Annotated in this window: 14 protein-coding genes; 11 read left to right on the forward strand and 3 right to left on the reverse strand. The window is 66.9% G+C overall.

Going from position 1 to position 15,641, the window contains the following annotated elements:
- Positions 1-4 precede the first annotated feature (4 nt).
- The 11 genes from QYH69_RS17680 to QYH69_RS17730 all read left to right on the forward strand — a co-directional run bounded on the left by QYH69_RS17680 (position 5) and on the right by QYH69_RS17730 (position 12,883).
- A complete protein-coding gene (locus QYH69_RS17680) occupies positions 5-1,096 on the forward strand; it encodes a chemotaxis response regulator protein-glutamate methylesterase (protein WP_308833138.1) in 1,092 nt (363 codons plus the stop codon).
- Positions 1,097-1,311: 215 nt separating this feature from the next.
- Positions 1,312-1,707: a chemotaxis response regulator CheY gene (gene cheY, locus QYH69_RS17685; protein WP_308833139.1), complete on the forward strand. Its 396-nt coding sequence runs from the start codon at positions 1,312-1,314 to the stop codon at positions 1,705-1,707.
- Position 1,708: 1 nt separating this feature from the next.
- Entirely contained in the window at positions 1,709-2,416 is a 708-nt protein-coding gene (gene cheZ, locus QYH69_RS17690; RefSeq protein ID WP_075155288.1) for a protein phosphatase CheZ, read from the forward strand.
- Between the two features lie 351 nt (positions 2,417-2,767).
- Positions 2,768-3,391, forward strand: coding sequence for a DUF2844 domain-containing protein (locus tag QYH69_RS17695; RefSeq protein ID WP_308833140.1), 624 nt, complete (start codon positions 2,768-2,770; stop codon positions 3,389-3,391).
- A 43-nt stretch (positions 3,392-3,434) separates the two neighbouring features.
- Positions 3,435-4,682, forward strand: coding sequence for a DUF3443 family protein (locus QYH69_RS17700; protein WP_308833141.1), 1,248 nt, complete (start codon positions 3,435-3,437; stop codon positions 4,680-4,682).
- A gap of 196 nt (positions 4,683-4,878) precedes the next feature.
- A complete protein-coding gene (gene flhB / locus QYH69_RS17705; RefSeq protein ID WP_308833142.1) occupies positions 4,879-6,141 on the forward strand; it encodes a flagellar biosynthesis protein FlhB in 1,263 nt (420 codons plus the stop codon).
- Positions 6,138-8,246 (forward strand): flagellar biosynthesis protein FlhA, encoded by a 2,109-nt coding sequence (gene flhA, locus QYH69_RS17710; protein WP_308833143.1) that lies wholly within the window; start codon positions 6,138-6,140, stop codon positions 8,244-8,246. The genes flhB and flhA overlap by 4 nt, the downstream gene beginning before the upstream one ends.
- Positions 8,243-10,099, forward strand: a complete 1,857-nt coding sequence (gene flhF, locus QYH69_RS17715; protein ID WP_308833144.1) for a flagellar biosynthesis protein FlhF — start codon at positions 8,243-8,245, stop codon at positions 10,097-10,099. The genes flhA and flhF overlap by 4 nt, the downstream gene beginning before the upstream one ends.
- Positions 10,092-10,961 carry a MinD/ParA family protein gene (locus tag QYH69_RS17720; RefSeq protein ID WP_308833145.1) on the forward strand — a complete coding sequence of 290 codons (870 nt, stop codon included), beginning with the start codon at positions 10,092-10,094 and terminating at the stop codon, positions 10,959-10,961. Before flhF ends, QYH69_RS17720 begins: the two co-directional genes overlap by 8 nt.
- A gap of 24 nt (positions 10,962-10,985) precedes the next feature.
- Positions 10,986-11,717 carry an RNA polymerase sigma factor FliA gene (locus tag QYH69_RS17725; protein ID WP_075155282.1) on the forward strand — a complete coding sequence of 244 codons (732 nt, stop codon included), beginning with the start codon at positions 10,986-10,988 and terminating at the stop codon, positions 11,715-11,717.
- A gap of 128 nt (positions 11,718-11,845) precedes the next feature.
- Positions 11,846-12,883: a GSU2403 family nucleotidyltransferase fold protein gene (locus QYH69_RS17730; RefSeq protein WP_308833146.1), complete on the forward strand. Its 1,038-nt coding sequence runs from the start codon at positions 11,846-11,848 to the stop codon at positions 12,881-12,883.
- Between the two features lie 13 nt (positions 12,884-12,896).
- Here the strand turns inward: QYH69_RS17730 and QYH69_RS17735 are convergent, their stop codons facing one another.
- The 3 genes from QYH69_RS17735 to flgA all read right to left on the reverse strand — a co-directional run bounded on the left by QYH69_RS17735 (position 12,897) and on the right by flgA (position 15,508).
- Positions 12,897-13,343: a flagellar protein FlgN gene (locus QYH69_RS17735; protein WP_308833147.1), complete on the reverse strand. Its 447-nt coding sequence runs from the start codon at positions 13,341-13,343 to the stop codon at positions 12,897-12,899.
- A 98-nt stretch (positions 13,344-13,441) separates the two neighbouring features.
- A complete protein-coding gene (gene flgM, locus QYH69_RS17740; protein WP_308833148.1) occupies positions 13,442-13,783 on the reverse strand; it encodes a flagellar biosynthesis anti-sigma factor FlgM in 342 nt (113 codons plus the stop codon).
- A 135-nt stretch (positions 13,784-13,918) separates the two neighbouring features.
- Positions 13,919-15,508 carry a flagellar basal body P-ring formation chaperone FlgA gene (flgA, locus tag QYH69_RS17745; RefSeq protein ID WP_308833149.1) on the reverse strand — a complete coding sequence of 530 codons (1,590 nt, stop codon included), beginning with the start codon at positions 15,506-15,508 and terminating at the stop codon, positions 13,919-13,921.
- Positions 15,509-15,641: the final 133 nt, after the last annotated feature.

A 15,641-nucleotide genomic window follows, 5' to 3' on the forward strand; every position in this document is an offset into this window, starting at 1 on the left:
AACTGTGCAAAAGATCAAGGTACTGTGCGTCGATGATTCGGCGCTGATCCGCAGCCTGATGACCGAGATCATCAATAGCCAGCCGGATATGGAAGTGGTGGCGACGGCGCCCGATCCGCTCGTCGCGCGCGAGCTGATCAAGCAGCACAACCCCGACGTGCTGACGCTCGACGTCGAAATGCCGCGCATGGACGGCCTCGATTTCCTCGAGAAGCTGATGCGGCTGCGGCCGATGCCGGTCGTGATGGTGTCGTCGCTGACCGAGCGCGGCTCGGAAATCACACTGCGCGCGCTCGAACTGGGCGCCGTCGATTTCGTGACGAAGCCGCGCGTCGGCATCCGCGACGGCATGCTCGAATACTCGGAGAAGCTCGCCGACAAAGTGCGCGCGGCAGCCCGCGCGCGCGTGCGGCAGGCGGCGCCGGCCGCGCATCCGGCAGCAGGCGGCGCGCATCCGGCGGCCGCCGCGCACGCGCCGCTCTTCAATAACCCGCTCGTATCGACCGAGAAGCTGATTATCGTCGGCGCGTCGACGGGCGGTACCGAGGCGATTCGCGAAGTGCTCGTGCCGCTGCCGCCCGATGCGCCGGCGGTGCTGATCGCGCAGCATATGCCGCCGGGCTTCACCAGATCTTTCGCGCAGCGCCTGAACGGGCTGTGCCGCATCACGGTGAAAGAAGCCGAGCACGGCGAGCGCGTATTGCCGGGCCACGCGTACATCGCGCCGGGCCATGCGCACCTGCTGCTCGCACGCAGCGGCGCGAACTATATCGCGCACCTGTCCGACGAGCCGCCGGTGAACCGGCACCGTCCGTCGGTCGACGTGCTGTTCCGCTCGGCCGCGCAGCATGCGGGCAAGAACGCGATCGGCGTGATCCTGACCGGCATGGGCCGCGACGGCGCCGCGGGTCTGCTCGACATGCGCCGCGCGGGCGCCTATACGCTCGCGCAGGACGAGGCGAGCTGCATCGTGTTCGGCATGCCGCGCGAAGCGATCGCGATGGGCGCGGCCGACGACATCTCGCCGCTTGCCGACATGAGCCGCCGCGTGATGGCGCGACTCAACTCGATGGGCGAACGGGTGCAGCGTGTGTAATCATGCCGGTCGCGGCGCGCCTGCGAAGGCGACGCCGCGGCGGGGTCTTGAGCGGGCCATTTGGGTTACAGAGTAACCGCGGTGCAGCCGATAACCGTTCTATACGGCACATCGATGCGGCTTTGTTGCATGAGGCCCGAGCGCGGACCGGGAACTGAATGACGAACGGGTGGCGGTGCGCCGCCCGGCTGGATTGGGAAATAGAGGGGAATCAGATGGACAAGGGAATGAAGATTCTGGTGGTGGACGACTTTCCGACGATGCGCCGGATTGTCCGCAACCTGCTGAAGGAGCTCGGCTACTCGAATGTCGACGAAGCGGAAGACGGCGCGGCGGGTCTTGCGCGACTGCGCGGCGGCAGCTACGAGTTCGTGATTTCGGACTGGAACATGCCGAACCTCGACGGCCTCGCGATGCTGAAGGAAATTCGCGCGGACGCAACCTTGACGCACCTGCCGGTGCTGATGGTGACCGCCGAATCGAAAAAGGAAAACATCATCGCGGCGGCGCAGGCCGGCGCGAGCGGCTATGTCGTGAAACCGTTCACCGCGGCGACCCTCGACGAGAAGCTGAACAAGATTCTTGAAAAGATGGGCAAAACCGGGGGCTAATGTGAACCAGCCGACCAACGCGCAGGACGCGGTCGCGCGCGACGACAGCGATCACACCACCGACCGGATTCTCGCCCGGATCGGCCAGTTGACACGCACGCTGCGCGATTCGATGCGCGAGCTCGGCATCGACAAGCATGTCGAGCGTGCCGCGGAAGCCGTCCCGGACGCACGCGACCGCCTGAAATACGTCGCGACGATGACCGAGCAGGCCGCGGAAAAAGTGCTGACCGCGATCGAAGTCGCGAAGCCGATCCAGGAGCAGCTGCAGCAGGACGCGGGCAAGCTCGATGCGCGTTGGGCGCAGTGGTACGCGGCGCCGCTCGAACGCGACGAAGTGCGCACGCTGATGGACGACACGCACGCGTTTCTCGGCAAGCTGCCCGATGCGACAGCGGCGACCAACCAGCAATTGCTCGAGATCATGCTCGCGCAGGATTTCCAGGATCTGACGGGCCAGGTGATCAAGAAGATCACCGAGATCGTCTATGTGATCGAGCAGCAACTGCTCGGCGTGCTCGTCGAGAACATCGCGCCCGAGCGGCGCGAGCAGTTCGCGGCGACGGCTGCGGCGCTCGTCGCGGAAGTGTCGTCGACGGGCAGTCCCGAGGGCCTGCTCAACGGTCCGCAGATCAACCCCGAAGGCAAGGCCGACGTCATGCAGGATCAGTCGCAAGTCGACGACCTGCTCGCGAGCCTCGGCTTCTGACGCGGATCTCTCCGACTCCCGCTTTATCTCATTCCCGAAGGCTGCGCGGCTGCTGAAAGCGAATGCTCACGCGGCCGCGGAATCTGTCCCTTCGATCTGTCCGCAGGCATACTAGCCATCGCGTAACGCAAATGCCCTTTCCCGTTCCGCCAACGGGCATCAGGCTTGCGGTGCGCTGTCGGGCGGTTGCCAACGAGCTTTCCAGATGCAGCTGGCGTGTCGGGAAGGCGGATCTGAATGGCACGCGGTGCCGTGTGTCATCGCGCTTCAACATGCGTCGGCGACCATGCAAACAGGTTCGGACTGCATGCGGCTCGCATCGCGAGCGCGGTTTTCAAGGAGAGAGTGCCGATGTTCGAATCAAACCCGTTGCGGCATCGCGTATTCGCGCTTGCCGCTGCCGCATTCTGCGCGGCCGGCGTGCTGGCCGCCGCGCCGTTAGCGAACGCGGCGTTGGGCAGCAGTCCGATGACCACGCCGCAAGGCGCGAGCGTGACGACGTCGGGTCCGTCGGCCATGTCCGGCGCGCCGTCCGCGTCCGCCACGGCGACGATGCGCAATGCGATTACACCGGGCGCGTCGACTGCGGCGTCAAGCGTGGCGTCAAGCGCGGCGTCGGCTGCCTCGGGTTCTGCAGCAGCGTCCGGTACCGCCGCCTATACGGTGCGCTCGACCACGCTCGCAACCGGCACCGTCGTGCGCGAATACGTGGACGGGAACGGTCAGGTGTTCGCCGCATGCTGGAACGGACCCGCCTATCCGAATCTCACTGAGATCTTCGGCAACGACTACTACCAGCAGTACGTGGAGGGCGCGCGCGCCGCTCGGGCGGCACGCGGTGCCGCACGCGGCCCGGCGACGGTCGAACAGGGCGGCCTCGTGGTTCGCGCGGGCGGCCACATGGGGCACTACGTCGGCTGCGGTTATCTGCCCGCGCTGATGCCGCCCGGTGTAACCGGCGACGTTATCCGCTAACCCGACCGACGACTGGAGAATCCTCGTGCATCGAACAACCAGAATGACGGCCTGGCTGAAAGCCGCCGCCGCTGCGCTTGCCGTGTCGCTGATCGTCGCCGGTTGCGGCGGAGGCGGCGGCAGCGACAACAACACCAGTCAGAACGCGCCGGCGAGCCCGACGCCCGCCGGCGCGAATCAGGTGTCCGCGGTGATCGCTCAGGGCGTGACGGGCAACATCAATATCCCGACCGTGAGCGTTACCGTCTGCGCGCCCGGCTCGGCGAGCGCATGCCGGACTATCGATAACGTGCTGCTCGACACGAAGTCTTTCGGCCTGCGCGTGCTCAACTCGTCGCTCGGCTCGACGGCCGCCAGCTTGCCGACCGTGCCGTCCGGCACCGGCGTGCTCGCGCAATGTGCGCTTTTCGCGCAGAGCTTCACATGGGGGACGATCCGCACGGCCGACGTGCATATCGGCGGCGAGACCGCGTCCGGCATTCCGGTTCAGGTGGTCGGCGATCTGTCCGACGCGACGATTCCGAGCGACAACTGCACGGACAGCGTGCCGGTGTCGAACGCGGAAGACACGGCCAGCACCCTCAATGCGAACGGCATTCTCGGCGTCGGCGTGGCGACCAACGACTGCGGAACCGCGTGCGCGGCGGCCATGTCGGCCGGCAATCCGAGCACGTACTTCTCGTGCCCGCCCAACACCACGACGGCCAACTGCACGCGCGTGCCGGTCGCGGTCGCCCAGCAGGTCACGAATCCGGTCGCGCGCTTCCCGAGCGACAACAACGGCGTGATCGTGCAGTTCCCGGCCGTGCCGGACGGCGGCTCGAAGACGGCGACGGGCCTCGTAACCTTCGGGATCAACACGCAGGCGAACAATGCGATGCCGGGCACGGTGACGACACTCGCGTCCGACGAGGCAGGCGACCTCAAGAACAGTACATTCAGCGGTTTGACGAACGTCGACGCGTTCCTCGACACGGGTTCCAACGGAATGTTCTTCGGCCCGCCGCTGACGCCGTGCGGCAGCAACGCGCCCGACTTCTACTGCCCGACCAGCAAAGCGACGCTGAGCGCGACGCTGCAGGGCGAAAGCGCGACCGCGCTGGGGGTGACTTTCTTCGCGGATAACGCCACCAACCTGTTCAACACCGGTAATTTCGCGCTGCCGAACCTGACCGGCACGGCCGCCAACGGCACGCTCGATCTCGGCTTGCCGTTCTACTTCGGCAAGACCGTGTATCACGGCCTCGACCTGCGCGCGTCCGGCGGCCAGGCGCCGTTTATCGCGTTCTAGTCCCGCGCGTTCGCATCCGGCGAAACAGCGGCCCCGTCCGGGGCCGCTGCGGGGCTACTGGCCCGCTGCTTCCTCCATCCCGCGAAATACCCCGGTTTAACGCCCTTTATCCGCCGATCGTCCCTTTACGTCTACGGGAATAATCGCTCTCACCCGGAATACCGGCAATGGATGCCGTGACCGCCTGGAGAGCCCCGTGGCAGAGGACAGCGACCTCGAAAAGACCGAATCAGCCACCCCCCGTCGCCGTCAGAAGGCGCGGGAGGAAGGGCAGGTCGCGCGCTCGCGCGAGCTGGTCTCGTTCGCGCTGCTGTCGGCCGGCTTCTTCGGCGCATGGGGCCTGTCCGGTCAGATCGGCGCTCATCTGGAAGGCATGTTGCGCGGCTCGTTCACGTTCGATCACGCTAGCGTCTTCGAAACGCGCCGCATGCTGATCGGCGCGGGCGCCGCGAGCGTACAGGGCCTGCAGGCGCTCGCGCCGCTGCTGTTTCTGACCGGGCTCGCCGCGCTGGTCGCGCCGATCGCGCTCGGCGGCTGGCTGCTGTCGTCGAAGTCGCTCGAGCCGAAGTGGAACAAGCTCAATCCGGTGTCGGGCCTCGGCCGCATTTTTTCGCCGAACGGCGTGATCCAGCTCGGCATGGCGCTCGCGAAGACGCTCGTGGTCGGCGGGATCGGCACGCTCGCGGTCTGGAATCACAAGGACGACGTGCTCGCGCTCGTCACGCAGCCGATGTCGGTGGCCTTCGCGAACACCGCCCATCTGATCGCCGTGTGCTGCGCGACGACCGTCGCGGGCATGTTCCTGATCGCCGCGCTCGATGTGCCGTACCAGATCTGGCAATACGAGAAAAAGCTGCGCATGACCAAGGAAGAGGTCAAGCGCGAACACCGCGAAAACGAAGGCGACCCGCATGTGAAAGGCCGCATTCGCGCGCAACAGCGCGCGGCCGCGCGGCGCCGCATGATGCAGCACGTGCCGAAGGCAGACGTGGTCGTGACGAACCCGACGCACTTCGCGGTCGCGCTGCAATACACGGACGGCAAGATGCGCGCGCCGAAGGTGGTCGCAAAAGGCGTGAACCTCGTCGCGGCGCGCATTCGCGAACTCGCGACCGAGAACAACGTGCCGCTGCTCGAAGCGCCGCCGCTTGCGCGCGCGCTCTACTACAACGTGCGTCTCGACGCCGAAGTGCCGGGCGTGCTGTACGGCGCGGTGGCCGAAGTGCTCGCATGGGTCTATCAGCTGCGCCGCTTCAATACGCACGGCGGCGCGGAGCCGGTACGGCCGAGCGACCTCGACGTGCCGGCCGAACTCGACAAGCGCGGCCCGGCCGCTGACGAAGACGACGACATCGAAGATATCGAAGACGTGGAAGCAATCGATCCGCAAGCCCGTGCCAACGAGCGTGGCGACACGCGCGGCAACCGTAACCCGCGCAACGACGGAGGCCGCGCATGAGCACGCCGCCCCGCGTCGGTTTCCTGTCGCGCCGCCCTGACATGTTGCAGGGCGCGAATCTGCGCGCGCTCGCCGGGCCGATCCTGATCTGCATGATCCTCGGCATGATGATTCTGCCGTTGCCGCCGTTCCTGCTCGATCTGCTGTTCACGTTCAACATCGCGCTTTCGGTGATGGTGCTGCTCGTCAGCATGTACACGACGAAGCCGCTCGATTTCGCCGCGTTCCCGAGCGTGCTGCTGTTCTCGACGCTGCTGCGCCTGTCGCTGAACGTCGCGTCGACCCGCATCGTGCTGCTCGAAGGGCACACGGGCCCCGATGCGGCCGGCAAGGTGATCGAGGCGTTCGGCCACTTCCTCGTCGGCGGCAACTTCGCGGTCGGCATCGTGGTGTTCATCATCCTGATGGTGATCAACTTCATGGTGATCACGAAGGGTGCGGGCCGCATTGCCGAAGTGTCCGCGCGCTTCACGCTCGACGCGATGCCGGGCAAGCAGATGGCGATCGACGCCGACCTGAATGCCGGCATGATCAACGAAGAGCAGGCGCGCAAGCGCCGCAGCGAAATCGCGCAGGAAGCCGAGTTCTACGGCTCGATGGACGGCGCGAGCAAGTTCGTGCGCGGCGACGCGATCGCGGGCCTGCTGATCATGGTGATCAACATCCTCGGCGGGTTTATCGTCGGCGTCGCGCAGCACGGCATGAGCTTCGCGGACGCGGGCAAGAACTACACGCTGCTCACGATCGGCGACGGCCTTGTCGCGCAGATCCCGTCGCTCGTCATTTCGACGGCCGCCGGCGTGATCGTGTCGCGCGTGGCGACCAACGAGGACATCGGCACGCAGCTGACCTCGCAGCTGTTCTCGAACCCGCGCGTGCTCATGATCACAGGCTCGATCCTCGTGCTGATGGGCCTGATTCCGGACATGCCGCACCTCGCGTTCCTGGCGCTCGGCGGCGGCGCGATCCAGCTCGGCCGCGTGCTGAAGAAGCGCGCCGAGCGGCGCAAGTCGGCGTCGGCGCTCGTCGAGGCTTCGCCGGCCACGCTGACCGCGCCCGAGAACACCGAGGCGAGCTGGGACGACGTGACGATGATCGACACGCTCGGCCTCGAAGTCGGCTACCGGCTGATTCCGCTCGTCGACCGCAACTCGGACGGCGAGCTGCTCAAGCGGATCAAGAGCATCCGCAAGAAGTTCGCGCAGGAAATCGGTTTTCTGCCGCCCGTCATTCATATCCGCGACAACCTCGAACTGCGTCCGAACGGCTATCGCATCACCTTGAAGGGCGTCGAGATCGGCGTCGGCGAGGCGTACCCGGGCCAGTGGCTCGCGATCAATCCGGGGCAGGTCAGCGCCGCGCTGCCGGGCGCGCCGACCACCGACCCGGCGTTCGGCCTGCCGGCCGTCTGGATCGACACGAACCTGCGCGAGCAGGCGCAGGTGTACGGCTACACGGTGGTCGACTCGAGCACGGTGGTCGCCACGCACCTGAACCACCTGGTCGTCATGCACGCGTCCGAACTGCTGGGCCGCCAGGAAGTGCAGGCGCTGCTCGAACGGACGACGAAGTCGTCGCCGTCGCTCGTCGAAGAACTGGTTCCGAAGCAGGTGTCGATCACGACGCTGCAAAAGGTCCTGCAGAACCTGCTCGAGGAAGGCGTGCCGATCCGCGACATGCGCACGATTCTCGAATCGATCGCCGAGCACACGCCGAAGGTCACCGACGCGCACGACCTCACGGCGATCGTGCGCCTCGCGCTGGGCCGCGCGATCACGCAGCAATGGTTCCCGGGCAGCGGCGACATGCAGGTGATGGGCCTCGATTCGAATCTCGAGCGCGTGCTCGCGCAGGCGCTGACGACCGGTCCGAACCCCGGGCTCGAACCAGGCCTCGCGCAGACGCTGCTTACCGAAACGCAACGGGCGATGACTCGTCAGCAAAGCTTCGGCTACGCGCCGGTGCTGCTCGTGCAGCACTCGCTGCGCGCCATGCTCGCGCGCTTCCTGCGCCGCAGCCTGCCGCAACTGAAGGTGCTTTCGTACGCGGAAGTGCCCGACACAAGAAACATCAAGGTCGTTAACCTCATCGGGGGTCAAGCTTGAACATCCGTAAATTCACCGGCGCCACGAGTCGCGACGCGTTGCGCCTCGTTCGCGAAGCGCTCGGCGCCGATGCGGTCGTGCTGTCGAACCGGTCGCTCGCCGACGGCAGCGTCGAGATCGTCGCGCTTGCCGACAGCGAACTCGCCTCCATCGCGCCGGCTGCGGGCAAGCGCGCCGCCGCGGCGCTGGGCGGCGCGGCCGGCGAAGGCGCAGTGCGTGCCGGCGCGGTCTCCGGGTTTGCGAATCCGTATGCGAGCGGTTTGCCCGACGTGTTTTCGTCGGTATTCGGCGCGAGCCCCGAAGCGGGCGCCGACGGCGAACCCGGCGCGAGCGCGACCGAAGCGAAAACCGTGGCCGCGCTGATCGCGCCCGAGATCGAACCGGTGCGGCCGCGCCTCGAGAAGAGCGAACCGGCTGCGGTCGCGAAGCCCGCTGTGCCGGCCGCATCGATCATGAAGCCGGTGGAACGGCATCCGGCGCCGGCGCCGCGTCCGACGATGGCCGAAACGAATCCGTGGCTGATCGACCATGCGCAGCAGATCGCCGCGAAGCGCGATAGCCAGCCCGGCGACTACAGCAGCAAACAGCCGCCGCTCACGCCTGCGGCCGCCGCTGCGAAGGGCCTGGGCACGCCGAGCGCAGCGCCGGCACCGATGTTCGCGCCGGAGCCGGCATCGAGCGCGCGCCGCGACGATCCGCACGGCGCTTCGCTTGCCGCGATTCCGACGCTCACGAACGAGGCGCCGGACTGGGCGCGCGAAGCCGCGCAACTCGCCGCGCGCCGCGCCACGCAGCGCGCGACGACGGCGTCCGGCTATCCCGAGAACGTAACGGCCGCGGTCACCGACGCGATCAATGCGCGCATGTCGCAGATCGTCAACGAAACGGTGATGAACGAGCTGGCCTCGCTGCGCGGCATGATGGAAGAGCACTTCGCCGGTTTGCTGTGGGCCGATAGCCAGCGGCGCAGCCCGATCCAGTCGGCGCTCACGCGGCACCTGTTCGCAGCCGGCTTCTCCGCGCAGCTCGTGCGGATGGTGGTCGACAACCTGCCGGCCGTCGAAAGCTTCGACGCGGGCATGGAATGGGTGCACTCGGTGCTCGAGTCGAACCTGCCGGTGATGGAAAGCGAAGACGCGCTGATGGAGCGCGGCGGTGTGTTCGCGCTGATGGGCCCGACCGGCGTCGGCAAGACGACGACGACCGCCAAGCTCGCCGCGCGCTGCGTGATGCGCTACGGCGCGAGCAAGGTCGCGCTGCTGACCACCGACAGCTACCGGATCGGCGGCCATGAGCAGCTGCGCATCTTCGGCAAGATTCTCGGCGTGTCGGTGCACGCGGTGAAGGACGGCGCGGACCTGCAGCTCGCGCTGTCCGAGCTGCGCAACAAGCACATCGTGCTGATCGACACGATCGGCATGAGCCAGCGCGACCGCCTCGTGTCGGACCAGATCGCGATGTTGAGCCGCGCGGGCCAACCGGTGCAGCGTCTGCTGCTGCTGAACGCGACCTGCCACGGCGACACGCTCAACGAAGTCGTGCAGGCCTATCAGAGCGCGCCGGACAAGCAACCGCTCGCCGGCTGCATCCTGACCAAGCTCGACGAAGCGACGAATCTCGGCAGCACGCTCGATGCGGTGCTGCGCTACCGCCTGCCCGTGCACTACGTCTCGACCGGCCAGAAGGTGCCGGAAAACCTTTACGTCGCGACAAAGAAATTTCTCGTTCGCAGCGCGTTCTGCATCCCGCGCGATCATTCGCCGTTCGTTCCGCAGGAAGACGACGTGCCGGGTCTGCTCTCCGCGCTGTCCGCACGCTCGACTGCCGAGCAGCATGAGGTCCGGTTTGGCTAAGTTCGTGTCCGATCAGGCGGAAGGACTGCGGCGCCTGCTCGCGCGCCACGGTTCGCGCGCGATCGCGGTGACCGGCGGCACGGCCGGCGTCGGCTGTTCGACGACCGTCGTCAATCTTGCGGCGGCGCTCGCGGCGCAGGGCAAGGACGTGCTCGTCGTCGACGAGCATGCGGGCGAACCGCACGCGATCGTCGCGACGCCCAACGGCGCCGCGGCCGAGCGCTTCGTCGCATTTACGCGCGGCGAGCTGGCGCTCGATGCGGCGACCGATCGCCATAGCGCGGGCTTCGCGGTGCTCGCTGCGCCGCGCAGCCATCGCGACATGTGCAAGCCGTCGCAGCTGGCCGCGGTGTTCGACAGCACGGCCGATGTCGTGCTGATCGACGTGCAGTTCGAACGCGACGGCATGCTGTCCGACCTCGCGCTGCAGGCACACGACCTCATGATGGTCACGCGCGTGGCCGCGCAGGCGATCACCGATACGTACGCCTGCATGAAGCGTCTGCATTACGCGTATGCGATCGCGCAATTCCGCATGCTCGTCAATCACGTGCACAGCGTCTCCGATGCGCAACTCGCGCTCGACAACCTCGCGGCCGTCGCGGGGCGTTATCTGACCGTGGCGCTCGAAGGCGCCGGCTGCGTCGCGGCGGACCCGCTGATGACGCGCTCCGCGGAACTGTCGCGCTGCATCGTCGAAGCATTTCCTTCGGCACCTGCCGCGCGCGACTTCCGGCACCTTGCCGCGGAATTGCAGTACTGGCCGATGCGGCCAGCGATGTCATCGCGCGCGCCGTGGGCGGCGAGCGCGGCAGTCACGACGGCATCACACGCCGAACAACCGTCCGCACAACACGCCTGACAGGCAGCGGACAAGGGGAGCTCGATGTACAACGCTCAAGGAAAGATTTCTCAGGCCGACGTTCTGACGAAATACACGCCGCTGGTCCGGCGGCTCGGTCTGCAGCTGGTGGCAAAAATGCCGGCGAGCGTGGACCTCGACGATCTGATTCAGGCCGGCATGATCGGCCTGCTCGACGCCGCGAGCCGCTACAAGGAAGATCAGGGCGCGCAGTTCGAAACCTACGCGAGCCAGCGCATTCGCGGCGCGATGCTCGACGAGCTGCGCAGCAACGACTGGCTGCCGCGCAGCGTGCGGCGCACGTCGCGCGAGCTCGAGATGGCGGTGCACCAGGTCGAGCAGCAGCTCGGCCGCGCGGCCAGCGAAGCTGAAATCGCGCAGCACCTGAAGATGCCGCTCGACGAGTATCAGTCGATGCTGCAGGACCTGCACGGCAGCCAGCTCATCTATTACGAAGACTTCGACCGCTCCGCCGACGACGAGCCGTTCCTCGACCGCTATTGCGTCGATCACTCGGACCCGCTCTCGGCATTGCTCGACGAGAGCCTGCGCGGCGCGCTGATCGAGGCGATCGAGCGGCTGCCCGAGCGCGAGAAGCTGCTGATGTCGCTGTATTACGAGCGCGGGATGAACCTGCGCGAGATCGGCGCCGTGATCGAGGTGAGCGAATCGCGCGTGTGCCAGCTGCATAGCCAGGCAGTCGCGCGGCTGCGCGCGCGCTTACGCGAAATGGCGTGGGCGGCCGAGGAGAGCTAAAAAGGGCGTGCCCGCCTGATAAGGGTCCAGCGCGAGTTTATACCCTACAATGCAACGATAGGGTATAAAAGGGCGCCGGCTGGTCTTATACCCTACAATGCAATCGTAGGGTATAAATTTCCGCCGCCATGCCGACCTTCTACAACGATGCGCTGCAAACGCTGTACGCCTCCGTTGCGGAGCGTGCCGCCGCGCAAACGCAAATCCTGCTTCATTCTCCGGGCTCTGCGTCGATCAAGTCCGTCGCCGGAAAAAGCTACGTTTACTGGCGTGTCTATCTTGCATCGGGCAAGCGGGTCGAAACCTCGCTCGGCCGCGCGGGCGAGCCGGCAACCAACGCCACGCTCGACGCGAAACTGCAGGAAAGTTTCGAGATGCGCGGGCTTGCCGCCGACGTTCAGATATTACGCAAAGCCGGTTTCGCCGCAGCCGACAATTCCGCCGCCCTTACCATCGCGACGCTCTACAACGCGGGCATTTTCAGTCACGGCGGCGTGCTCGTCGGTTCGCATGCGTTCGGCGCGCTGCTAAACGGACTCGGTGTGCGCATGTCGGCGAACTATCGGACCGAAGACATCGATATCGGCAGCACCGGCGCGATTTCGGTCGCCATTCCGCAGAATCGCAGCTTCCTCGACATTCTGCGCGATAGCAGCCTGCCTTTTCTCGAAGTGCCGGAACTCGACGCGCGCCGGCCCGCGACGTCGTTCAAGGCGCGCGGGCAGCCATTGAAGGTCGATCTGCTCGTGCCGGGCACCGAAGCGTACGAAACGAAACCGCTGCCGCACCTGCGCGCGCATGCAACGGGACTGCCGTACTTCAGATATCTGCTGAACGAGCCCGTGGCCGGCTTTGTGCTCGGCAAGGAACATGCGGTTCCGGTCACCGTGCCGGATCCCGCCAGATTTGCGCTTCACAAACTGGTCGTCAGCACGCTGCGCGGTCCGGGGTTCGCCGCGAAAGCCGGCAAAGATCGCCGCCAGGCGGTGGTGCTCATCGATGCGTTGATGGAGCGCTACCCGGACTCGCTGGAAGCGGCGGCGGAAAGGATCGAGAAGAAGGCGCGGCCGCGTGTGTCGACGGCCGCTGCGCTTGCGGTGAACTTTGAACTGGATGTGTCGGAGCGTGCGCGCGATTTTCTCGCGGACCTGAGCCGCGCCGCCTGAAGCGCGCGTGTGCCTACAGCCCCGAATACATCGGCACCTTGCCGTCCGGGCCGTAGAACGTCGATGCCTTTTCGGGCGTCCCGCGCAGCACCGCCAGAATGCGGCGGTTGTAGTCCATGCGCGTGCGGATCATCAGGCCGTTGTTGAAGTTGAGCTTGCGGGCGCGTTCCGCCGATTTCTGCAGCAGGCCCCACTGCTCGTTCAGGCGCGCGTCCTCGGCTGCGGCGAGATCCATGCCGCGCTTGCCCGCCGGCAGGCCGCGTTCGCGCAAATGGTTTTCGCGCGCGCGTTCGAGCATCGCGAGCTTGTCGGCCATCGAGGTTTTCTGCTCGACGATCGGCTTCAGGATTTCGCCCGGATACGCCGTGGTCAGCGCTTTCTGTTCGACGGCGAGCAAGGAGGCAAAGGCTTCGACGGTCGCGTATTCGTCGATGATGGTGTCAAGCAGGGCGTCTTTCATCTCTCACTCAAACGTTAAACCGCCCGCATGACGCAGGCGACGCAGGTTTCTACATGCGTCCGCCAGTGAGAGCGCCCCGAGAAAGAACGTTCGGACGCTCAGCTGCCGGACGGCTGGGTGCCTTGCAGCAGGCTGCGTGCGGTTTCGAGCACGCCATCGGCAATTTTCGACGCATCGATTTTCAACGAGCCGTCGCGGATTGCCTGCTTGATCGATTCGACGTGGGCCGTATCGATATCGGCCGGGCTCGATGCGCCGAGCGCTTGCAGATGGCCCGCGAGCGCCGACAGGCTGACGTCCGCGGCCGCGCCGCCGCTCGAGCTCGGGGCTGGCGTACGCGCCGTGGCGGCGCCGGCAGCGGCGGCTTCGCCTTGCTGGCCGCGCTGCACGCCGTTGCCGAGCGGCGCCAGATTCGGGTTGGTGCTGGAATCGACTTTCACGATGGGCTTCCTGAACGATTTGACCGTGATATCGGCAAACGCCGGCTGAAACTTTAGCGCAACCGGAGCCCGCTGTTTTTCCGTCTTCCGTCACCTTTTCCTTGTCTGAAACGCGCTCCTCAGGCCGAATCTGCCTTACATCTGGATCTCGACGGTCGAACCGTCCTTCACCACGCCGGTCACGATCTGGCCGTTCGTGGTCTTGACCCGCACCTGCTGGCCAGGCGTCGCGTTGTTCATCGCGCTGCCCTCCGCCGAAATCGAGAAACCCTCGCCCGATGCGACGACGCGCACCGTTTGTCCCGCCGTCACCGATGCGGCGCTGCGGATCGTGTCCTGGCGCAGCGGCAGCCCGGCGCCGATGCGCACGAGCGCGACCGCGCCGACGGCTTGCGACGGATCCGTGATCACCGTTTGCGGCAAGGTCGCGAGATCGCCTTCGTGGGCGACGAGATCGGCAGCGGTCAGCATTTCGCCCGGCGCGATCTGGCGCGACGCCGTGTAGTAGGTCGCCTGCAGCGAGATGCGCGCCTGCAGATAGAGCGTCCACGGGCGCGCGCCCGCGCAGCGCACGCCGACCGACGTGCGTCCCCACAGGCGCGCACCGACCGGCATGAACGGCTCGAGCGCCGTGCAGGCCGCGAGGCCGCGCGGGAAGGGACGCGCGACGTCAATCGTGATCTTGCCGGGCAAGCCGGCCGTTTGCTGCTGCAGGAACGCGAGCGCCGTGGCGCGGATCGTCTCGCCGTCCTGCTGGCCGGCGGGAACCGGGGCGGCATCGGACGCGCTCGCGGCCAGCGTGTTGGCGCCGCCGGCGTTGACCGTGGCCACAGACTGACCCGTGCCATTGGCCAGGGCGGCGCGCGGCGGCGTGTAACGCACGGGCTGCAATTGGGCTGTTTGCGCGGGCCGCTGGGGCGCCGGCGCTGCGGCTTGCGCGGCCCACTGCTGCGCTGCCCTGATCTGGGCAGCGTTCGCCTGCTCCGCCGTCATCGGCTGCACATTCGTCGGCTGTGTCCTGACCGCCGCTGTGCTGCCACCGGCACCGCCGAGTTGCGGCGGCTCGCCGCGCGCGGCAAGCGGATCGATCTGGATCGGCGCCGACGCGGCCGCCGTATCGGTCGCGTGGAAGTCGGAGGCGGGCACGCTGTAGCGCGCCTGCGCGTTGCTGACGACGACCGGCGCCACACCCTGCGCCGGCGGCTGCACGCTGACGCGTTGCAGCGTCACCGGTACGGCCGGCAACGCACGGGCAGTCATGACGCGCCCGCTCGTGACGGTTCCGCTCGTCGCGTTCGCGGCATAAGCACCTGGCGCCAGCTGCGCGCCAGGCTCGCCGGTTCCTGGAATGACGATCTGGCCATTGTCCGCGTCGAGGGCGCGCTGCGCCGCAGGCGTCGGACGCAGTGCGGCGAGCGCCGCCGCGCCCGGCTGGGTGGAATGAGCGGCGAGGCCCATGCGCGCGGCGAGCGCCTGCGCATCGGCGGGATTTTTTTCGCCGGGGCCGGGGATCACGATCGGTCCGCCATTGTCCTGCGCATACGCAAGCGTGGGCATTGCGCCGGCTGCAATCGATGCGAAAGGCAAGCCCGCGCCGGGCAACGCCATGCCGAGCACCGCCGCGACCGACGACACACGCCATGCACGCGACCCCTGCCGCACCACGCCGTGCAGCCGCGCGGCGCGAACCACGCCGGGCAGGGCAGCGAAAGCGGGCAGGGTCATGGCAACTCTCCGGAATCAGGGGCGAACGCGCGAGCCGCAACGGCCTGCGTGTACTAACGGCACAGGACGAATTCTAGGGAGCGGCCTCCCATCGCAAACGTTGAATAGAGGGGCGCTTCCCCGGCTATTCGTT

It is taken from the genome of Paraburkholderia sp. SARCC-3016 (genome assembly GCF_031119615.1).
Lineage (GTDB): Bacteria > Pseudomonadota > Gammaproteobacteria > Burkholderiales > Burkholderiaceae > Paraburkholderia.